This window comes from Chitinilyticum litopenaei DSM 21440, from assembly GCF_000428145.1.
In the GTDB taxonomy this organism is placed as follows: domain Bacteria; phylum Pseudomonadota; class Gammaproteobacteria; order Burkholderiales; family Chitinibacteraceae; genus Chitinilyticum; species Chitinilyticum litopenaei.
In genome coordinates, this window is sequence record NZ_KE386630.1 from 76,846 (window position 1) to 97,904 (window position 21,059).

Sequence of the window (21,059 nt, forward strand, 5' to 3'; positions counted from 1 at the left end):
GATCTTGGCCGACAGGCCGATGCCGCGGCCTTCCTGCCCGCGCAGGTAGATCAGCATGCCGCGCCCCGCGTGGGCGATGCGCCGCAGCGCGGCGTCGAGCTGCGCGCCGCAGTCGCACTGTACCGAGCCCAGCACGTCACCGGTCAGGCATTCGGAATGGATGCGGCACAGCAGCGGCTCGTCGCCGCCCAGCTGCGCCGGATCGCCCGCGATCAGCACCATGTGCTCGTTCGGGTCGCCATCGAGCCGGAACACCCGCGAATGGAAAACGCCGTGGCGCGTGGCCAGCGGCGCTTCGGCGAGCAGCACCAGCCCGGAGCTGGCATTTGCTGCGGAGCCCGGGATTGCTTCAGGAGTAAAAGGAGGGTTGGGGGTATTCACGATTCAGGGCCCAGTTGCCGAGTTCAGCCAGCTTGTAGTCTGCCGGATCGTGCAGCGTATGGGTACGCACATTCCGCCAGAAGCGATCCAGTCGCAGCCGGGCGTGCGTGGCGCGCGCGCCCATCACCTCGAAAATCCGGCTCGTGATGTCCAGCCCGGCCCGGTCTGCGGCGAGCTTGGCCGTCGCGGCCGCTTCGATGGCGAGCCAGAATTCGCCGTAATGGCGCAGCGTGTACGGGTCGCGCCGCGCCTCGCTGGCAGCGGAGAAATGCCAGGCCCGCGCCTGGCTGCGCGTGTAGTCGCCGGCTTGCGCCAGCGCGCCCTCGGCGATGCCCAGATAAATGGAGGCCAGAATCAGCTGCGCGAGCAGGGGCCGCAGGCAGGCGTAGGGCGAGCTGAGCGGGCCGGGGTCGAGCAGCAGCTCGGCATCGTGAACGGCCACCCGGTCAAAGCGTGCCGAGCCGCTGTCGGTCTGGCGCTGGCCCATATTGTTCCAGTCGCCGAACAGTTCGATGCCGGCGCGATCAGTGGGAACGACGGCGATCAGCAGGCGCTCGCTGCCTTCTTCCAGGGCCGACAGCAGCAGGCGGTCGGAATCCAGCGCGCCCGAGCAAAAGCTCTTCTGCCCGTCAAACAGGTAGCCGCCCGGCGCACGGGTCGCGACAGTGCGACGGTCGAGCGGATTGAGTGCATTGCCCCAGAACTGGCGCTGCGCGACGCTTTGCGCCTGCCAGTCCCGCCACTGCCCGTCGCTGCCAAACAGTCGCGTGGTCGCCAGCAACAGGTGATGGAAGGCGTAGACATGCGCCAGCGAGCTGTCCGCACGGGCGAGGATGCGCACCGTTTCCAGCGTCTGCCGCCAGCTTGCGCCGCCGCCGCCCAGCTCGACGGGGACGCTGATGTTCAAAAGACCGCTGTCCCTTAAAAGTTCGCGCTCGGCCTTCGGCGTTCCGCCGGCGAGATCGCGTGCGGCGGCGCTATTACTGAAACGGCTGGCGAGTGCTTCGGCTTGCGCGGCAAACAGGGGATGGGGCAATTCCGGTTTTGACATGGCGTATAGGGGCGTTGATGGATACCCGATCAACGCAAGAAACGGGCCAGCTAGAAAATGCAGCGAGACCGCCAGTTCATCACCATAAGTGCTTCCTGAGCAGCAGCACTTCAGCAAGTGTGCTGGAGAGCAGCCAATTGCTCCCCCCGAATACCAGCCTTACCCATCCCGGGTGAGTTGTGGCAAAGCCCCCTGCGGAATATTCAGGTTGGCGTCAATCGTGGACAGCCGTTTGTGGGGCATCACGCCCCGACAGAAGACCGGATTGCTGTTGCCGCCCTCACGGCCAAGCTGGCGGGCGGAACATCACCGACATTGGGGTGCAGAACGATCAGCCATCCTTGATCGGCCTGGGAAAGACAGCAACCCCGGCGCGGATAGCGCCCACCTGCCTGAGTTGGGCAGGCGCGCAATCAGACCGATGACGATGGGCATCTTGCAAGCCTTCATGCTGCCCATCTGAAAAATGACCAGGCGTTTCACCATCAGCCTCTGCGGCGTAATTCGCAGATTCGATCCCTGCTCGCTACACCTATAAAATCAGCGGGCCACTGTAAGATGCAGCAGCCCGCTTGTATTGCTCGTCACCAAGCGGGCCCAGACAGGCAGGCGATCAGTGCGGCACACCGGTCCAAATCCTGGGGTCACGGCGTCATGTGAGGCAGAAAAGGCCGCAGCGGCCTTGCTGCATGAATCGTCCACAACCTGTATGAGCTTTCCCGTCAGGACTATTGCCACATCAGTACTGAAACAAATTCGCTGACCGGCACTGCCGAGCCACTTGCTCAGGCATGCCCCCAGCGATTGACGCCCGGCCGATAGAACGCCAGCACTTCATTGCCGCAGCCCACGAACTGCATCCCCGCACACAAGGAACGCAGCAACAGGATGCCACGGCCGTGGGCGACGGTAGTCTGCACAGCCTCTTGCCTGCTCCAGCTTGCCCAATCAAAGCCCGGCCCGCTGTCCTTGACCCGGATTTGCAGCAAGTCCTGGCCTCCCTGCACCAGCCCTGCAAGATCAATCTCGATCCTGCCCTCCTCCAGTTGCGCCAGTCGCTCGGCTCTTTGCTGCAAATAGTCATCCATGCCGTTGGCGCTGTGCTTGAGCGAGGAGTCCATGCGCAGCAGGCCGTGGTCAACGGCATTGACGAACAACTCGGTAAGAATGAGGAAAACGTCGGACTGGGAATGGGTCAAGGCCTTGATTTCGTTCACAAAAGTCATCATGAACGGAACCGTATTGATATAGCGGAGCTCTTCAGCCCCCAGAACGAGACTGTAGCGCCACTTGCACTCCTCCAGGGCCAGCAAGGCCGGCATGGTAAAGTCCGAAAGTGCAGGCAAGGGCGAGACTCGCTCCAGTTCCACGGCATTGGCTGTCGCACCGAATGACAGGACCACCAGCGAAACATCGTCATGGTGAGCGCTACCCTGCAAAAAATCGGCAAGACTGTTCTGGATTGCTTCGACACGCAGCCCGTTTTTTACTCCGGACAATGCCAGCAAGACCCGCTCGACACCAAACGCCTCGCCACTGGGCGAACTGGCTTCGATCAAGCCATCCGAGCTGGCGACCACCAAACCGGGCTCTTCAAAGTAATGCCTGACCGGTACAAAATCCATGCCGTGACTGGGCACGATTCCCAGAGGCAAATTGGACGACTGCACCATCTTGATCGGCACACCGGCCGCATCGGTAATCTGCAAAGCGGGCATGCCGCCATTCCAGATCTCGACACACTGATTGATTTCATCAAGCGCCAGCAGCACCACAGCCACGAATCGGCCCACCGGCAGGACTTGGCGGATCTTGTTGTTCATTTCCGCAAGAATGTCGGAAATGCCATAACCCTTCTCGGTCATGCTGTAGAAGGGTTGTGTGAGTGGCAATACATTCAGCGCAGCGGTCAGGCCATGGCCAATTCCGTCGGCAAGCAGGACGTGCAGAACCTGGCCGGGCGTGCGTGCAGCGGCAATCAGATCACCGGAAAGGCTCTCCGCCGGAGAGAGCCAGTACTCGAGACAGGGGTCGGAGAGTCGCTCGGCATTGACCATCTGCTCGATCAGGTGCCGGGCAACCCTTTTTTCCTCTTCCGCCCGATCATAGTAATCGGCCAGCTTGCTGGATTGCTCGACAACCTGGCGATTCAGATCCAGCGTGCGACTGAAGGCCTTGAGTTTGGCCTCCAGCACACGAAAATTGACTGGCTTGTTGATGTAATCGTCAGCGCCCTGCTCGATGGCTTCGGCAAGGCGGTTTTCTTCGCCAACGCCGGTTACGAAGACTATCGGCACCCATAGGGCCCCAGCCTCCGCCTTGATCATGGCTGCGGCTTCCGGGCCGGACATGACTGGCATCATCATGTCCATCAGCACCAGGTCTGGTCGATGTGATCGCCAGTTTTCCACAGCCTCAAGACCGTTGCGCGCCTGAATGGCGGTATGCCCCAGCGCCTCGACAAATCGTGAAATCAGCAGAAGTACGGCGTCGGTATCGTCAACAACCAGAATTTTCATCAGATCGCCGGCGATCAGCGGATCGTGAAAATCTTGCCGAAACAGGCGATTTCCAGCACCTGCTTCACTGCGTCACGACAATTGACCAATGCCAATGTCTTGTTTGCAGAACCGATTTTCTCCTTGAGGAGCAGCAGCATACCCAGTGCCGAGCTATCCAGATAATTGACATTCTGGAAATCAACCAGCACTTCCCTGATTTCGGTGTTGGCGATCAGGGATTCACAAACCTGCCGGAATTCCCTATGAGCGCTGAAATCAAACTGCCCTGACAAAATCACACGTCCCGTACTACCTTCGATTTGTACTGTCGGCGTCATATCGATCAAAACCTCAAAAAAAGCAGATGTGTGTTTATATGTCTCTAGAAAGCGCTCACGAGCCTGTCTCGCCGGGCAAACTGTCACGTCGATCCAGGTTACTGCCGCTTACTAAGTTAGTATGCACGACTTGCAGAGGCAAGCGTATCGTGAATTCAGCGCCCTCGCCCAGCGTAGTGTCCACCTGAACGTCTCCACCCCAAGCTTGGACAAGATTACGGACAATGGCGAGACCCAGGCCCGTACCATCTTTGCGCGTTGTAAAAAACGGCTCGAACAAACGTTCCAGATCAGCCTCGGCGATGCCGGGTCCGTGATCCCGCACAGCCAGGCAAACCCAAGTTTCATCATTGCAGAGTCTAACTCGCAACTCCATGCCGGCGAAAGCAACCTGCAGGGCATTTTCGAGTAAATTACTGATCACGCCAGCCATTTCCTTGCGATTGACGCGAATCCAGCTTGGCTGCGGGCTTATTTCAATCACAAGACGGATTCCCGCCTGCTCCACAGCGGGTTGAATGTGCTGCAAGGTTTCTTCCAGAACCTCCCGCAAATCAAGCAATTCCACGGCCATCTGCTGACCGCGGACAAAGCGCAGCATGTTCTGGATCAGCTCTTCCAGATGCTGCAGGCGATTCTGTATCTTGCCTGCAACACGCACCCTGCCCTGCAACGGCAGATCAGGGAGCTCAAGGTGCCCCAGATAGAGCATGGCAGCAGCCAGCGGCGTGCGCAGCTGGTGAGCAAGCCCCGCCGCCATCTCCCCCATGGCCACCAGACGTTCATGGCGACTCAATGCATGCTGCATGGATCGATACTCCGTCATGTCATGCATCAGGATCAAACTGCTCTGCTCGCCCGGCACGGGGGAACACACAATCGAGAACCAGTGTTCAGCGGCCCCTGGCTTGCGGGCAAGCCAGAGATCAAACTCGGCAGTCGCAGTCATGTTGGCTGCCAGCCAATCCTGCCAGTTCATGCCATTGAACAGGGCCGGAGCAAACTCCCTAGCTGCACGATTCATGCTCACCACCAAGCCCCGCCCATCCAGCTCGATTACACCTGCAGGCAACTGCTCCAGCAAGGAAGTCAGCCGCCTTGAAAGAGCGGCCTTTTCATCCAGCTCGCGTTTGAGTTGACCATTGGCCAGCTGGAGCTGCTCTGTAAGCGAAACGACCTGTTGCTGCAGCTCGGCATATGACGATGAAAGCTGCCTGGAAGCTTCGGCAAAGAGTGAAAATGCGGCCTCCAACTCATGTGGATCAAGCTTTCCGGTCGGTTCTTCCATGCGCAGGCGTCCTTGTTGCGGTCATTCTTTTCGATTATAAAGAGGCGAGACGTCGTGTGAATGAGCTATCGGCGAAAGAAAAGCGATGTTTTCCTTAAACCATCCGGTTAAACTGCCGATAACAGTAAACTCTGATGAACGACCCTGAGCAAACCGGAGGTAGTTGTGTCTGATCTTCTAAAAAATATTGACGCCCGCACCAAGCTGGCAGGCACAAACAAGCTCGAAATCCTGCTGTTCACACTTGGGCTTGATCAACGCTCGGGCCGACGCGAGACCTTCGGCATCAATGTTTTCAAGGTGCGTGAAGTCATGCGCACTCCGGAAATTACCCAGGCACCGGAAATGCCCTCTTCGGTAGAGGGCATGGTCAGCCTGCGCGGCACGCTGGTCCCCGTGATTGATCTTGCCAAGTACGCGGGCATTGCCACTGAAAGCCGCCCGGAAATCATGATCGTTTCCGAATACAACGGGCACACTCAAGGCTTTCTGGTTGAAGCTGTCGACACCATTCTGCGCCTGGACTGGTCCGTCATGCGCGTCCCGCCCGACATGCTCACCATGCAGATGGGCGGCCTAGTCACGGCCGTTACCGAACTTGAAAGCGGCAAACTGGTCATGATGCTCGACGTCGAAAAGGTACTTGCCGAAACGACGGCTGGCGTATCGGAAATCGACGTCAACACCATCATTCAAGACAAGAACTTTGTCACTAAAACCGTTTATTTTGCCGATGACTCGGTTGTTGCTCGACGCCAGATTGAAATGACTCTTGACGCCATGCAGGTCAGGCACATGCACGCCATCAATGGCAAGCGCGCCTGGGATGACCTGTTGAGGCTGGCGCAATCTGCCGACATTCAGGGCAAGTCGGTCAAGGATCTGGTGCAACTGATCCTCACCGATGTCGAAATGCCCGAAATGGATGGCTACATGCTGACGCGGATGATCAAAAGCGACCCGCGCTTTGTCGGAATTCCGGTTCTCATGCATTCCTCACTCTCCGGCCTGTCGAACCAGAAGCTCGGGCAATCCGTCGGCGTGGATGGCTATGTCGCCAAGTTCGAACCGCACAAACTTTCCGAGACCATTGCCAATTTCCTGCTCAAGGATGCTTGAGTCCCTCCGGAACCAGCCAAAGATAGCGAGTACACATCATGGCCCAACAAGCAAACCTGCTCGAAAGTGTCGACGCCCGCACCAAGCTCGCCGGATCCAACAAGATGGAAATCCTCTTGTTCACCCTTGGCAGCAGGGAAATATTCGGCATCAACGTTTTTAAGGTTCGCGAGGTTTCACAAACCCCCAAAATCACCAAGACTCCCAATATGCCTCATGGTGTCGAAGGGGTGATCTCGCTGCGCGGCAACATCATTCCGGTGATTGCCTTGTCGCGTTTTGTCGCAACGCAGGATCCGGCAGATGGCGACACCACCAGCACCATGATCGTGACCGAATTTTCAAAGCATACCCAAGCGTTTCTGGTGCACGAAGTGGATCGCATCATCCGTGTTGACTGGGACAAGGTGCGCGCACCGGAAAGCATGCTGGCCGGCAATCAGGCACTCATTACCGCGATTACCGAGCTGCCGGATGGCAAGCTGGTTTCAATTCTGGATGTCGAGCAGATTCTTTCCACCGTCATCGGGGAGCCAGTCATCCCCGAGCTGCCCAAGGCAGCCATCGACCCGGACACCTTCATGTTCTTTGTTGATGACTCAATGGTTGCCCGCAAGGAAATCGTTGGGGTTCTTGACAAGATCGGCATCAAGTATCACCAGGCCAATAATGGCAAGGAAGCCTGGGACAAATTGCAAAATCTCGCCAACCGTGCCGTGCACGATGGCGAGCGCCTGAAGGACAAGCTGAAAATGATTCTGGTGGATGCAGAGATGCCGGAAATGGATGGCTATGTCCTGACCAAGTACATCAAATCGGATCACCGCTTCCAGGGCATCCCTGTTGTAATGCACTCTTCCCTGTCATCCAACGCCAACCGGGCCATGGGCTCAAGTGTTGGGGTTGATGCCTATGTGGCTAAATTTGACCCCCTGATTCTGGCCGATACACTGACCCCAATGCTTGTCGGCTAAATAAATATGAAAACAACAGCGCTGCATGCTGTTTGGAGTAAATGAGATGAATGATCAGAACATGCGTTTCCTCGTCGTGGACGATTTTTCCACGATGCGTCGCATCGTCCGGAATCTTTTGAAGGAATTGGGGTACTCCAATGTTGATGAGGCTGAAGACGGCCAAGTTGCCTTGCACAAGCTGAAAAATGGCGTATTTGATTTTGTCGTCACCGACTGGAACATGCCGAACATGACCGGTATCGAGTTACTGCGGCAAATCAGGGCAGACGCCCAGCTGAAGCATTTGCCGGTGCTGATGGTTACCGCAGAAGCCAAGAAAGAGAACATCATCGAGGCGGCAACGGCAGGTGCGAATGGCTACATCGTCAAGCCGTTCACTGCCGCGACACTGGATGAAAAGCTGAAAAAGATTTTCTCCAATATGGCCAAATAAGCTGAAACAAAACTGAAGCGCAGGAGAGAACTGTGAGCGACAAAGCCATGAATAGCGGTGACTCGGCAGAGCTGGAAGCACTTTTCGACAGCATTCTCGCGTCGTCCAAACCTGAGGAAGTACCGGCCGCACCGGCTCCGGTCCAGCAGCCTGTCGAGCAGCCTGCTGCTGCTCCTGCAGCTGCCGCAGCACAACAGGAAGAAAGCCACGAAGCCGATCTTGCCGAGCCCGCCAAGTCGATGTTCTCGCACATTGGCCAGCTGACCAGGAAACTGCACGACACACTCAGGCAACTGGGGCTGGACAAATCACTGGAGCAGGCCGCCTCGCAAATTCCGGACGCACGCGACCGCCTGTCCTATATCGCCACGATGACCGAACAGGCTGCCGAGCGCACGCTCAACGCCCTGGATGTCGCCAAGCCGCTGCAGGACAAAATTGCTGGCGACGCCGAGAAGCTCGCGGCGCAATGGGACAAACTCTACGCCAACCAGCTCAATGTCGATGAATTCAAGCAGCTCGTCGAACAAACCCGACAATACCTGCAAGCCACGCCCCGGCATTCCGAGCAGATCAATGCCCAGATGCTGGAAATCATGATGGCTCAGGACTTCCAGGATTTGACTGGCCAGGTGATCAAGAAAGTGCTTGGCATGGCCAAGGACATGGAACAGCAGCTGCTCGACTTCCTGCTGATGTTCTCGCCGCAAGGCATCAAGCAGGAAGACAACTCCCTGCTCAACGGCCCTGTCGTCAAATCCGAAGGGCGCACCGACATCGTAACGAACCAACAGCAAGTTGACGATCTACTGGAAAGCCTTGGTTTTTAATAAAGGCGCCATAGGAGAACTGGAATGAGTGACTTTGGCGGAATGGAAGACCTGCTGCAGGACTTTCTGACGGAATCGTCCGAGCTGTTATCGGAAGTCGACAACAAACTGGTCGAACTGGAAAAGCGCCCCGATGACCGGGCCCTGCTCAACGACATTTTCCGCGGCTTTCACACCATCAAGGGTGGCGCCGGTTTTTTGAATGTCGATCCGATGGTCAGCCTGTGTCATCGCACGGAAAACCTGTTCGACAAGCTGCGCAACGGCGAAATCACTCTTACCCCGGAAATCATGGATGCGATCCTCGCCGCAACCGGCGTCGTGCGCGACATGTTTGGCGCCCTGTCCCAGGGCCGCCAGCCGATCCCGGCAGATCCCGAACTGCTGCATGCACTGGACAATGTCCTGGAAGGCAAGCCGGCCCTGTCCGATGCTCCGCTGGTTGAGCATGTCCATGCCCCGGCCGCGCCCGTCCAGGCAGCAGCGCCGGCCAGCAAGCCGGTACCCGCTCCCGGCACTCCGGACTGGGATCTGCTCTACAACAGCCTCTTGGGCAAAGAGCCCCCCGCGCCTGCACATACCCAGCCAGCCATCAGCCCCGAGCCCATTATTGAACACGCGCCGGTTCATATACCCCAGGTCGCCCCAGTCAGCGCACCGGTCATTGCCGATCCGATGCAAACACTGAAACCGGCACCGGCCGCGCCACTGAACAAACCGGCGACATCCAGCCAGCAACTTGCGGCGCCGGAAACCACCATCCGGATTGATACCGTGCGTCTGGATCAGGTACTCAACCTGTCCGGTGAAATCGGTCTGACCAAAAACCGCCTGACCACGCTGCGTACCGACATCATGGCCGGCAAGATGGACGGCAGCACGCTCAAGGCGCTGGACGAGGCCATCGGCCAGCTTGACCTGCTGGTTGGCGATCTGCAGAACGCGGTCATGAAAACGCGCATGCAGCCAATCGGGCGCCTCTTCCAGAAATACCCCCGACTGGCGCGTGATCTGGCCCGCCAGCTTGGCAAGGACGTGGAGCTGGTCATCAGCGGTGAAGAAACCGAGCTGGACAAAACCATGCTGGAGGATCTGAACGATCCCCTGGTCCACCTGGTGCGCAACGCCGTCGATCACGGCATCGAGACGGCGGAAGAACGCGCTGTTAGCGGCAAGCCCAGCAAGGCGGTGGTCGAACTGTCCGCCACCCAAGTGGGCGACCACATCCTGATCGAAATCACGGACGACGGCCGGGGCATGCGTCCGGACGTCATCCGCCGCAAAGCAATCGAGAAGGGCCTGATCGACATCGAGACGGCCAACAGCCTGGATGACAAGCAAAGCCTGCAGCTGATTTTCCTGCCCGGTTTTTCGACCAAGGACCAGATCTCCAGCGTATCCGGTCGCGGTGTCGGCATGGATGTGGTGAAAACCAACATCCAGCGCCTCAACGGCCGCATCGACATCCAGTCGGTGGTCGGTGAAGGCTCGCGCTTCACCATTTCACTGCCGCTCACGCTGGCGATTCTGCCGGTGCTGGTGGTCAAGGTTTGCGATCAGCCCTTTGCCGTACCGCTGGCCATGGTGCGCGAGATCATCACCATCCGCCAGGAGCAGGTACAGGAGGTTTCCGGACGCGCCACCATCGTGGTTCGCGACGAAATCCTGTCAGTGCGCTCGCTGGCGCACCTGATCGGCTGGCAGGAAACCCAGCTGCCGCAGTTTGGCGTACTGATGCAGTCGGCCGAGCATTCCTTCATCCTGGCGGTGGACAGCTTTATCGGCCGCGATGATGTGGTGATCAAGCCCCTGCAAAATATCCGTCCGCGCGGCATTGCCGGCGCCACGCTGTCTGGCGATGGCTCCATCGTCCTGGTGCTGGACATGGAAGACCTGCTGGCATCCGCCCACGCGGACAATTCGGCAATCATGACTTCGCGGCTTGTTGAACAGTTTTGATATCGGGGCCGCTGCGCGGCCCGATCAGAACAAGCTGATATACTGACTGCAAGACATGGCACTTTTGCCATGCGCCTGCAACGCAATGGACACAAAAATGCAAGAACATGCATTCGTCGGGCGGCAGCCCATCCTCAATCGCCAGCAGCAGATCATCGGTTACGAACTGCTGTTCCGCCTCAACAAGGAATCCGTCTCTGCCGACTTCACCAGCGACATGCAGGCCGGTACGAATGTACTCGTCAACACCCTGTCGAACATGGGTACGGACTGGCTGGTAGGCAGCAAGCTGGCCTTCATCAACGTCGCCGAATCGATGCTGGAAAGCAATTTCCTGGAACTGCTGCAGCCCAATCGCGTCGTTCTGGAAGTGGTCGAATCCACCCAGCCAACACCTGAACTGTTGGAGCGCCTGAAAGAACTACGCACGCAAGGTTTTGGCATCGCGCTGGATGATTTCGTCCTGACGCCGCAAACCGTTCCCTTCATGGAGCATGCCAATTACATCAAGCTGGATATCCAGCAGCTGGGCATGCCGCAGATTCCGGGGCTGTCGAAGGAACTGCGCCGCTACCCGGCCTTGCAGGTCGCCGAAAAGGTCGAAACCAAGGATGAATTCAAGCAATGCCTGGACATCGGTTTCGACTGTTTCCAGGGCTATTATTTTGCCCATCCGGAAACCCTGTCGGCCAAGGTAATCAATCCCGGCTACGCCAACATCCTCAACCTGCTGAACATGTTGCGCAATAACGCCGAGATCCGCGATATCGAAAATGCGCTCAAGCGCGATGTAGCGCTGTCATTCAAGTTGCTGCGCTACATCAACTCGGCCGGTTTCGGGCTTTCCTGCGAGATCCAGTCTTTCCGCCACGCCGTCACCATTCTGGGTTATCAGAAGCTCTACCGCTGGCTGACACTGCTGCTGGTCACCGCCGGCGCGGAAACCGGCACCCCGCCGGCCCTGCTGAAAACGGCCGTGACACGCGGGCGCCTGGTCGAACTGCTGGGCGGGCATTTCCTGGATGGCCAGGAACGGGACAACCTGTTCATCGTCGGCATGTTCTCGCTGCTGGATGTCCTGCTCGACATGCCAATGGACCAGATTCTCGAAACGCTGATCCTGCCGGAAAACGTCTGTGATGCGCTGCTTCACCGCTCCGGCATCTACGGCCCCTTCCTGGAGCTCACCGAAGCCTGTGAAGATCCGGAAATGATCGAAGTGCCGCGTCTGTGCGAGCAGCTGCAGATTTCCCCGGAAATGCTCAACAAGGCACATGTGCAGTCGCTAACCTGGGTGGAAGAACTGGGGGTATAAACCACCAGCCCTTACTGAAAAATACCCACAAAGCCGTACCCGTCAGGGTACGGCTTTCCATTTCCGCATGATGGCCTGCTGCTGGCCACTGCGCTGTACCACCTCAAGACCGTGATCGAGTGCCGTGGAATAATCCTCGGCCTGCAAGCCATCCTTGTAAAAGGCCACAAACAGCGGCAATTCATCAATCACGCCCCAATCGCGGATGGCCTTGCGCTGGGCGGGCGGCAATGCCGCCAGCATGGTGGCCAGCGTGCCTTCCGAGAGCAGCATGAAGTCGATCTTGCCCTGGGCCAGCTGGCGGAAATTGCCCAGCTCGCTCGAGGATTCGACGCGCACCAGCCCCGGCTGGCTCAACATAGCATCCGGGTATTCATACCCCGTCGTCATGCCCACCTTGCGGCCGCGCATCGCGGCATACGATGGCGCCTCGGGCGGCAGACCAGCATGGCCAACCAGATGCAGCTTCATGATCAGAATGGGGCGCGTCGACCAGACGAACTGCGGCACACGCTCACTATTGCGCGCCACATCCAGCAAGCCGTCGTATTCCCCCTGCAGCGTCAGTTTCAGACAACGGTTGTAGGAGCCGCTTTCAAAGCGCGGGGTAATGCCGGATTGGGCGTAAGCGGCCGCCACCAGCTCCACCATGGCGCCGGCAGGCCGCCCCTTCTCGACCATGGCAAACGGCGGCCAGGCATCTTCGACGCAGATTTTCGGAGAGTCAGCACTGGCGACCGTGATGATCGCCAGACTCAACAAGGGCAAGATGCGCATGGTTGCAGCCGGAAGCAGAGAAACATTCCAGCATAGACGCTGGCGATGCACTCATGACATTTCGGTGACGACCGAATCAGGCAATGCCGCGTGCGCGCTCCGCGTGAAAACGCGCGACAAAGGCCGGGAAGGCATCCTGCTCGATCGCCGCGCGCATTTCCGCCATCAGCACCTGGTAGTAGCGCAGATTGTGGATGGTGTTGAGCTGCGCACCAAGAATCTCGCCACTGCGGAACAGGTGATGCAGGTAGGCGCGGCTGAAGTTGCGGCAGGTGTAGCAATCGCAGGACTCATCGAGCGGGCGCTTGTCCTGGCGATGAAAGGCATTCTTGATCTTGATGTCGCCATAGCGCGTGAACAGCATGCCGTTGCGCGCGTTGCGCGTCGGCATCACGCAGTCGAACATGTCGATGCCTTGCGAAACCCCGTAGACCAGATCTTCCGGCGTGCCCACGCCCATCAGGTAACGCGGCTTGTGCACCGGCAGCTTCGGCGCGGTATGCGCCAGAATGCGCGCCATGTCCTCCTTCGGCTCGCCGACGCTCAGGCCGCCAATCGCCATGCCGTGAAAGCCGATGTCATCGAGCCCGGCCAGCGATTCGTCGCGCAGGTCTTCATGCATGCCGCCCTGCACGATGCCGAACAGCGCATTGGGATTTTCCAGACGGTCGAACTCATCGCGCGAGCGGCGCGCCCAGCGCAGCGAGAGGCGCATCGAGTCAGCCGCCTGCTTGTGGTCGGCCGGATATGGCGTGCACTCATCGAAAATCATCACAATGTCGGAATTGAGGACCTTCTGGATGCGCATCGATTCTTCCGGCGTCAGCATCAGCTTGTCGCCATTGACCGGGCTCTGGAAACGCACGCCTTCCTCGGTGATCTTGCGCATGTCGCCCAGGCTGAAGACCTGGAAGCCGCCCGAATCGGTGAGGATGGGCTTGTCCCAGCCCATGAAGTCGTGCAGACCGCCGAACTGGCTGACCACTTCAAGACCAGGGCGCAGCCACAGGTGGAAGGTATTGCCAAGACAGATCTGCGCCTCGATTTCCTTGAGGTCGCGCGGCGTCATTGCCTTGACCGTGCCATAGGTGCCGACCGGCATGAACACCGGCGTTTCGACGACGCCGTGGTTCAGCGTCATGCTGCCGCGGCGCGCGCCGCCGCTGGTGGTTTTCAGTTCAAACTTGAGGCTCATGAATGTCCCGCAATCCGGATAAACAGTCCGGCGCAATATGGATAAAAGGGTATTTGCCCACAGCCCTTTACAAGAAAAGGCAGCAGAGCAATACCCTGGTCAGGCTTGCTTTTCCAGCAGCATGGCATCGCCGTAGCTGAAAAAGCGGTATTCGTTCTGCACGGCATGCGCATAGGCCGCGCGCATCGTTTCCAGCCCGGCGAACGCGGCAACCAGCATCAGCAACGTGGAGCGCGGCAGATGGAAATTGGTGATCAGGCGATCGACCACCCGGAACTGATACCCCGGCGTGATGAAAATATCCGTATCCCCTTCCGGCTCGGCCAGAAAACCGTGCTGTGATGCGGCCTCCAGCGCGCGCAGGCTGGTCGTGCCCACGGCGACGATACGCCCGCCCGCCGCCTTCGCCGCCTTGAGCCGTTCGACCACGTCCGGCGCGATGCGGTAACGCTCGCTATGCATGGTGTGCTCGGCAATGTTTTCGACCTGCACGGGCTTGAACGTCCCCGCGCCGACGTGCAGCGTCAGGAATTCGGTTGCCACGCCACGCGCGCGCAACTCCGCCAGCAGCGCATCGGTAAAGTGCAGCCCGGCGGTCGGCGCGGCAACCGCGCCGGGGTCACGGGCATAGACGGTCTGGTAACGCTTGGCGTCTTCATCATCCGGTGTATGGGTAATATAAGGCGGCAGGGGCAGCGTTCCCGATACTTCCAGCATGTCGAGCACCGTGTGCACACCATGCGGCGCCGCGGAAAAATCAAACTCCAGCAGGAACATTTCCTGCTGCCGCTCGACCATCCGGGCGGTAAAACCGCCCTGAAAATGCAGGATGGCGCCGGGCTTGGGCGACTTGCTGGCGCGAACCATGGCCAGCGCGCGATTTTCACCAAGCACGCGCTCGACCAGCGCCTCGATCTTGCCGCCGCTGGCCTTTTCGCCAAACAGCCGGGCCTTGATCACGCGCGTATCATTGAAGACCAGCACATCGCCAGCCCGCAGCAGATCGGGCAATTGTGCAAAGCGCAGGTCGGCCAACTCGGCGGCATCAACGTGCAGCAGGCGGCTGGCGCCGCGCTCGGCGGGCGGGAACTGGGCAATGAGCGCCTCGGGCAGCTCATAATCAAAATCGGCGATGTGCATCATGTGAAAACAGCTGGTAATAAAACTACGCAATGATACCATCTGTTACGGCCAGAACCCGCAGCCACATTAGCCCCGGCTACTACACAGCAGATGGGCGGCCCGGCCAATTGCAGGAAAATGCCGGCTTTTTCTGGACAAGTTCGGCCATCCTGCGGCAAACTCCCGCCGTTATAAGAAGATGACGAAGGGACGTTCACATGCCTGACCAGCAGTCCATCCTGGTATTGCATGGCCCGAACCTCAACCTGCTCGGCGTGCGCGAACCGCAACACTATGGCGCCGACACACTGGCGAGCATCAACGAGCGCCTGGTCGCACTGGGTCAGGCCCACGGCATCCGGGTCGAGTGTTTTCAATCGAACCGCGAATACGAGCTGATCGAACGCGTGCACGCCACGCTCACCGATGGCACCGCCTGGATCGTCATCAACCCGGCAGCATTCACCCACACCAGCGTTGCCCTGCGCGACGCCATTGCCGGGGTCAAGAAACCGTTCGTGGAAGTTCATCTCTCCAATGTGCATGCCCGCGAGGCATTCCGGCACCATTCCTATTTTTCGGATCTGGCAGCCGGAGTGATTTGCGGCCTGGGCGCCCGTGGCTACGAATTCGCCCTGCAGCATGCACTGGCTCAATTACAGACCGCTTCCTGACGAGAAGCGGCGTTCGAACTTTCTCACATTCAGTAGAGATAAGGGGTATTCATGGATCTGCGTAAACTGAAGAAACTGATCGACCTGGTCGAGGAATCCGGCATTGCCGAACTGGAAGTGACCGAGGGCGAAGAAAAGGTACGCATCACGCGCGTCAACCAGAATGTGGCCGCTTACGCCCAACCCATGCATTATCAGCTCCCGCCCGCCGCACCGGCTGCGGTTGCCCCCGCAGCCGCCGAAGCGCCCGCGGCAGCCGGCAACGGCCTGCCGGCCGGTCATGTGGTCAAGTCCCCGATGGTGGGCTCCTTCTACCGCGCCTCGGGCCCGGACAGCAAACCCTTTGTCGAAGTCGGCCAGACCGTCAACGTCGGCGACACCCTGTGCATCATCGAAGCCATGAAGCTGATGAACGAGATCGAAGCCGACGCTGCCGGCACGATCAAGGCCATCCTGATCAATAACGGCGAGCCGGTCGAATACGGCGAGCCGCTGTTTGTTATTGGGTGAGGAGTGAGGGGCTAGGAGTGAGGTGCAAAACCCGCTCCTTGCCAGCCGCGACATCGGCACACCTCACACCTGACGCCTCACACCTCACAGGCAGAAACTATGTTCGATAAAATCCTTATCGCCAATCGCGGCGAAATTGCGCTGCGCGTCCTGCGCGCCTGCCGCGAAATGGGCATCAAGACCGTGGTCGTGCATTCCGAAATCGACCGCGAAGCCAAATACGTCAAGCTGGCCGATGAGTCGGTCTGCATTGGCCCCAATCCTTCCCCGCAATCCTATCTGAACATGGCGGCTCTGATTGCCGCCGCCGAAGTCACCGGCGCCCAGGCGATTCACCCCGGCTATGGTTTTTTGAGCGAGAACGCCGATTTCGCGCAACGCGTGGAAGAATCCGGCTTTGTCTTCATCGGCCCGACCCCCGAATCGATCCGCATCATGGGCGACAAGGTGTCGGCCAAGGATGCGATGAAGAAGGCCGGTGTGCCCTGCGTGCCCGGTTCCGACGGCGCACTGCCGGACGACCCGAAGGAAATGCTCGCCATTGGCCGCAAGGTCGGCTACCCGGTCATCATCAAGGCCGCCGGCGGCGGCGGCGGCCGCGGCATGCGCGTCGTGCACAACGAGGAAGAACTGCTGCGCTCGGTGGAAATGACCAAGAGCGAAGCGCAGGCAGCCTTCGGCAACCCGGTCGTCTACATGGAGAAATTCCTGCAGACGCCGCGCCACGTCGAAATCCAGGTGCTGGCCGACCAGCACGGCAACGCGATCTACCTCGGCGAACGCGACTGCTCGCTGCAGCGTCGTCACCAGAAAGTGATCGAAGAAGCACCGGCGCCGGGCGTGACCGAAGAGCAGCGTCGCAAGGTCGGCGAGGCCTGCGTGGCCGCCTGCAAGCAGATCGGCTACCGCGGCGCGGGCACCTTCGAATTTCTGTATGAAAACGGCGAGTTCTATTTCATCGAAATGAACACGCGCGTGCAGGTCGAGCACCCGGTGACCGAGCTGATTACCGGCATCGACATCGTTCAGGAGCAGATCCGCGTCGCAGCCGGCCTGCCGCTGCAGTACACGCAGGACGACGTCGTGCTCAAGGGCCATTCGATCGAGTGCCGGATCAACGCCGAAGATCCGCTCAAGTTCATCCCCAGCCCCGGGCGCATCACCACCTGGCACACACCGGGTGGCCCGGGCGTTCGCGTCGATTCGCACGTCTACACCGGCTATTTCGTTCCGCCCAACTACGACTCGATGATCGGCAAGATCATCACCTACGGCAAGACGCGCGAGCAGGCGATGGCCCGCATGCGCATCGCGCTGTCGGAAATGGTCGTTCAGGGCATTTCGACCAATATCCCGCTGCACCAGCAGCTGCTGCTCGATGCCGAGTTCATCAAGGGCGGCACCAGCATCCACCATCTGGAACACCAGATGCCGGAAATCCGTGCCGTGCTGGAAAAGAAGCTGGCGGGCTAGCAGTGTGTTGAAAAAGTCGGTTTTTCGGCCGACATCAAGCACCGGGCAAAGCCCGGCGCAAATCATCACCTGTAAAATCAAGAACTTTTTTTGTTTTTCATGCGTTTTTTACGGCGAAGCCGTAAAAAACGGGCCACAGGCTGTTTTTCAACAGCCTGCTAGGCGCTGGCCGTGCAGCTCACCAAGGCAGCCGAAAGGCTGCCTTTTTCATACCCACAGCCCCATACCGCCATAACCCAACCTAGCGAATGGCCACAGCCACATACCCAAAGGCCCGGCACGGCACTTTCACCACTGCCACGGGAATGCGACAATGGCGGCCGTTTGCTGACCTTTGAGATTTCCCATGCCCTGGCAAGAATTGCGCATCACCACCGACTCCCGGCACGCCGAAGCACTCTCGGATGCGCTGTTCGATCTTGGCGCGCTGTCCGTGTCGATCGAGGACGCCGCCGCCGGCACCGACGCGGAAAAGCCCATCTTTGGTGAACCCGGTGAGCCAGTCGACCAGCTGTGGGATCACAGCGTGGTGGTGGCCCACCTTGACGACGGCATGGACGCCGACCTGACCGTGGCCGCCGCCGCTCAGGCAATCGGCCAGCCGCTAAGCCAGGTCGAGGTTCTGACCATCGAAGAGCAGGACTGGGTGCGCCTGACCCAGTCGCAGTTTGACCCGATCCCGATTTCGCAGCGCCTGTGGATCACCCCGACCTGGCACGAATGCCCCGATCCGGCCGCGGTCAACATCCAGCTTGATCCGGGCCTGGCCTTTGGCACCGGCAGCCACCCGACCACCCGCCTGTGCCTGCAATGGCTGGACGCCAACCTCCGGGGCGGTGAAAGCGTGCTCGACTACGGCTGCGGCTCCGGCATTCTGGCGATTGCCGCCAAAAAGCTCGGCGCTGGCGCCACCGTAGGCGTGGACATCGACCCGCAGGCCATGATCGCCTCGGAGCAGAATGCCGCGCAGAACGCGGTCGAGATTGCCTTCTTTCTGCCCGATGCCGCACCGGAAGGCCAGTTTGACGTGGTCGTCGCCAACATCCTTACCAATCCGCTGAAGGCGTTGGCGCCGATGCTGGCAGGACGGGTCAAGACGGGCGGGCGCATCACCTTGTCGGGGATTCTCAGTGAACAGGCCGATGAGGTGATGGCGATTTACGCACAATGGTTCGACTTTGCGCCGGCCAGCAGCCATGAGGGCTGGGTGTGTCTGTCTGGCACGCGTCGCTGACAATTGCAGCCAGACCCTGCCCGATCCAGCTAGAATAGCCGGCATGAGCCAGATTACCCGCTGCCCCAACTGCGCAACCTCCTTCCGGGTGACCGACCAGCAACTGGCGGCCCACCAGGGCAAGGTGCGCTGTGGCAAGTGTGCGTTTGTGTTCAATGCACTCAACTGCCTCGTCGATGCCGAGGCCATGCCGGCAGCACCAGCCACGATTGCAGCCAAGGCAGCCGAGCGCCCTGAGCCTGCCAGTCCGGCGGCGGCACCGCCCGCCAGAGCCGCATCAGCCCCAGCCACCGCAGACAGCCCGGCGCCTCCCGCACCGACGGCGCGGCCAGCTGCAGCCTCCTTGCCTGCCGGGATGACAGCCACGCCTGCAGCGGAACAGGTCGCGACGGCGGACAAGGCTGAAGCCCGGGCACCGAGCCGCGACGCAGCCAGTGCAGCTGTGGCGCGACCGATCACGCCGGCAACGCCACCAGCACCGGCCAAGCCACCGCTGCGGCAATCCGCCACGACGCAGGCGGCCAGCCACCAGCCCCTGCCGGGCAGCCGCAAACCGGTTTTGCCGGAGCTGCCGGCCAAGCCGGACCGCACACCTGCGGCTCAGCCCACCCACGACGCCCCAACCGACCCGGCGAGCGAAGCCCCTCCGAGGGTGCGTGCCGAGCCTGCCTACAACCCCATTCGCCTGCCCGAAGACGAGGCCCTCTTCCACCCGCAGCCCAAACCGCGCGGCAGCTGGTTGTGGTCGGTCGGCGCCGGGCTGGCTCTTGCCGTCCTGCTGGTGCAGGCGGCCTTCCTGATGCGGCAGCCGCTCACGATGAGCTATCCGATGCTGCGTCCCTATTTCGTCGACTGGTGCCAGCGCCTGCAGTGCAGCATGCCCCTGCCGCGCGAAGCGGAAAAACTGAAGCTCGAATACTCCGAGCTGAATTACGTACCGGACAATCCCAACCTGATCCAGTTGACGGCCACGCTGCGCAACCATGCCCAGTTCGAGCAAGACTTGCCGCTGATGGAATTGACACTGACCGATGAAAACCAGCGCGTCGTGGTCAAGCGCATCTTCAAACCGCAGGAATATCTGGCGCCCGGCGAAAAGCAGCGCCAGTCACTGCAGGCCGCCGACGAACTGCACGCCTTCCTGCAACTGGACCTGGGCGACGCGCGCTCGACCAATTATTCGCTGTTCTGGTTCTATAACTGAGCTGGCGGGCGCAGCCCCGCTGACCTAGGCTGATAGCACTGTTTCTTTCGCGAGGGCGTACTCCATGTCCACCGTCATGCTCAATGGCACCCCGATCAATGTCGGCGGCCGTTTTCCCCGCGCCGGCGATCCGGCCCCCAGCTTCATGCTGGTCGACACCAATCTGCAGGATGTCGCCCTGTCGAAATTCTGGGGCAGGAAAAAACTGATCGCGGTGGTGCCAAGCCTCGACGCGGCAATCGGCCTGACCATTGCCAAGAAAATGGAAAACCTGGGGTACGAGCTGGAAAACACCGTGCTGCTTACCGTATCGGTCGACACCCCCTACGCCCTGTCACGCATCAGCGAAAGCGACGGCTTTCGCAAGGTGCAACTAATGTCCACGCTGCGCGGACGCGATTTCCACAAGGATTACGGCGTGATGATCACCGACGTGCCCTTGTCCGGGCTGATGGCCACGGCGCTGATTGCGCTCGACGAAAACGATACCGTGGTCCACGCCGAGCTGGTGTACGACATCAACAGCGAGCCGAATTATGCCGCTGCCACGGCGGCCCTGCAGCCGGCGTCCGCCGAAGGCGAGGACAACGCCGGCTGAGCGCTGCGCACCCCAGGCCGCAACCAGCAAGCCCGCACACTGCGGGCTTGCTTTCTTGCGGTCCTATTGATAGATTCAAT

Annotated in this window: 20 protein-coding genes; 12 read left to right on the forward strand and 8 right to left on the reverse strand. The window is 59.8% G+C overall.

The features are described 5' to 3' along the window. The 5 genes from C515_RS0117815 to C515_RS21885 all read right to left on the reverse strand — a co-directional run. Positions 1-309 (reverse strand): GTP cyclohydrolase II (locus tag C515_RS0117815; protein WP_505621805.1); only part of this gene is annotated, 309 nt, incomplete at its 3' end. Positions 310-349: 40 nt separating this feature from the next. Beyond that, a complete protein-coding gene (locus C515_RS0117820) occupies positions 350-1,417 on the reverse strand; it encodes an acyl-CoA dehydrogenase family protein (RefSeq protein ID WP_245575060.1) in 1,068 nt (355 codons plus the stop codon). An 800-nt stretch (positions 1,418-2,217) separates the two neighbouring features. Further along, positions 2,218-3,951 carry an ATP-binding SpoIIE family protein phosphatase gene (locus C515_RS0117825; protein WP_028456597.1) on the reverse strand — a complete coding sequence of 578 codons (1,734 nt, stop codon included), beginning with the start codon at positions 3,949-3,951 and terminating at the stop codon, positions 2,218-2,220. A gap of 14 nt (positions 3,952-3,965) precedes the next feature. Further along, complete coding sequence (locus C515_RS0117830) at positions 3,966-4,271, reverse strand: STAS domain-containing protein (protein ID WP_028456598.1); 306 nt, start codon at positions 4,269-4,271, stop codon at positions 3,966-3,968. A 55-nt stretch (positions 4,272-4,326) separates the two neighbouring features. Next, positions 4,327-5,559 carry a sensor histidine kinase gene (locus tag C515_RS21885; protein WP_051305082.1) on the reverse strand — a complete coding sequence of 411 codons (1,233 nt, stop codon included), beginning with the start codon at positions 5,557-5,559 and terminating at the stop codon, positions 4,327-4,329. A gap of 165 nt (positions 5,560-5,724) precedes the next feature. Between C515_RS21885 and C515_RS0117840 the strand changes: the two genes are divergently transcribed. The 6 genes from C515_RS0117840 (at position 5,725) to C515_RS0117865 (ending at position 12,192) form a co-directional block, all read left to right on the forward strand. Next, positions 5,725-6,678 (forward strand): chemotaxis protein, encoded by a 954-nt coding sequence (locus tag C515_RS0117840; RefSeq protein WP_028456599.1) that lies wholly within the window; start codon positions 5,725-5,727, stop codon positions 6,676-6,678. 38 nt (positions 6,679-6,716) lie between these two features. Next, positions 6,717-7,652 carry a chemotaxis protein gene (locus tag C515_RS0117845; protein WP_144290547.1) on the forward strand — a complete coding sequence of 312 codons (936 nt, stop codon included), beginning with the start codon at positions 6,717-6,719 and terminating at the stop codon, positions 7,650-7,652. A gap of 46 nt (positions 7,653-7,698) precedes the next feature. Beyond that, complete coding sequence (gene cheY / locus C515_RS0117850) at positions 7,699-8,088, forward strand: chemotaxis response regulator CheY (RefSeq protein ID WP_028456601.1); 390 nt, start codon at positions 7,699-7,701, stop codon at positions 8,086-8,088. A 32-nt stretch (positions 8,089-8,120) separates the two neighbouring features. Further along, complete coding sequence (gene cheZ / locus C515_RS0117855; RefSeq protein WP_028456602.1) at positions 8,121-8,918, forward strand: protein phosphatase CheZ; 798 nt, start codon at positions 8,121-8,123, stop codon at positions 8,916-8,918. 24 nt (positions 8,919-8,942) lie between these two features. After that, positions 8,943-10,877, forward strand: coding sequence for a chemotaxis protein CheA (locus tag C515_RS0117860; RefSeq protein ID WP_028456603.1), 1,935 nt, complete (start codon positions 8,943-8,945; stop codon positions 10,875-10,877). 97 nt (positions 10,878-10,974) lie between these two features. After that, positions 10,975-12,192 carry an EAL and HDOD domain-containing protein gene (locus tag C515_RS0117865; RefSeq protein ID WP_028456604.1) on the forward strand — a complete coding sequence of 406 codons (1,218 nt, stop codon included), beginning with the start codon at positions 10,975-10,977 and terminating at the stop codon, positions 12,190-12,192. Between the two features lie 42 nt (positions 12,193-12,234). Here C515_RS0117865 and C515_RS0117870 read toward each other — a convergent pair whose 3' ends face one another. From C515_RS0117870 to queA, 3 genes are all read right to left on the reverse strand, one after another. Beyond that, a complete protein-coding gene (locus C515_RS0117870) occupies positions 12,235-12,969 on the reverse strand; it encodes a substrate-binding periplasmic protein (protein WP_028456605.1) in 735 nt (244 codons plus the stop codon). A 76-nt stretch (positions 12,970-13,045) separates the two neighbouring features. Continuing rightward, positions 13,046-14,164 carry a tRNA guanosine(34) transglycosylase Tgt gene (tgt, locus tag C515_RS0117875; RefSeq protein WP_028456606.1) on the reverse strand — a complete coding sequence of 373 codons (1,119 nt, stop codon included), beginning with the start codon at positions 14,162-14,164 and terminating at the stop codon, positions 13,046-13,048. Positions 14,165-14,263: 99 nt separating this feature from the next. Continuing rightward, positions 14,264-15,304 (reverse strand): tRNA preQ1(34) S-adenosylmethionine ribosyltransferase-isomerase QueA, encoded by a 1,041-nt coding sequence (gene queA, locus C515_RS0117880; protein ID WP_028456607.1) that lies wholly within the window; start codon positions 15,302-15,304, stop codon positions 14,264-14,266. 200 nt (positions 15,305-15,504) lie between these two features. On the opposite strand from queA, the gene aroQ reads away from it, so the two are divergent. The 6 genes from aroQ (at position 15,505) to tpx (ending at position 20,979) form a co-directional block, all read left to right on the forward strand. Next, positions 15,505-15,960 carry a type II 3-dehydroquinate dehydratase gene (gene aroQ, locus C515_RS0117885; RefSeq protein WP_028456608.1) on the forward strand — a complete coding sequence of 152 codons (456 nt, stop codon included), beginning with the start codon at positions 15,505-15,507 and terminating at the stop codon, positions 15,958-15,960. A gap of 51 nt (positions 15,961-16,011) precedes the next feature. After that, positions 16,012-16,470, forward strand: a complete 459-nt coding sequence (gene accB / locus C515_RS0117890; protein ID WP_028456609.1) for an acetyl-CoA carboxylase biotin carboxyl carrier protein — start codon at positions 16,012-16,014, stop codon at positions 16,468-16,470. 99 nt (positions 16,471-16,569) lie between these two features. Then, positions 16,570-17,943: an acetyl-CoA carboxylase biotin carboxylase subunit gene (gene accC, locus C515_RS0117895; protein ID WP_028456610.1), complete on the forward strand. Its 1,374-nt coding sequence runs from the start codon at positions 16,570-16,572 to the stop codon at positions 17,941-17,943. A gap of 346 nt (positions 17,944-18,289) precedes the next feature. Next, entirely contained in the window at positions 18,290-19,177 is an 888-nt protein-coding gene (prmA, locus tag C515_RS0117900; protein ID WP_028456611.1) for a 50S ribosomal protein L11 methyltransferase, read from the forward strand. A 43-nt stretch (positions 19,178-19,220) separates the two neighbouring features. Continuing rightward, positions 19,221-20,381 carry a DUF3426 domain-containing protein gene (locus C515_RS0117905; RefSeq protein WP_158380882.1) on the forward strand — a complete coding sequence of 387 codons (1,161 nt, stop codon included), beginning with the start codon at positions 19,221-19,223 and terminating at the stop codon, positions 20,379-20,381. 64 nt (positions 20,382-20,445) lie between these two features. Next, a complete protein-coding gene (gene tpx, locus C515_RS0117910) occupies positions 20,446-20,979 on the forward strand; it encodes a thiol peroxidase (protein ID WP_028456613.1) in 534 nt (177 codons plus the stop codon). Positions 20,980-21,059 lie beyond the last annotated feature (80 nt).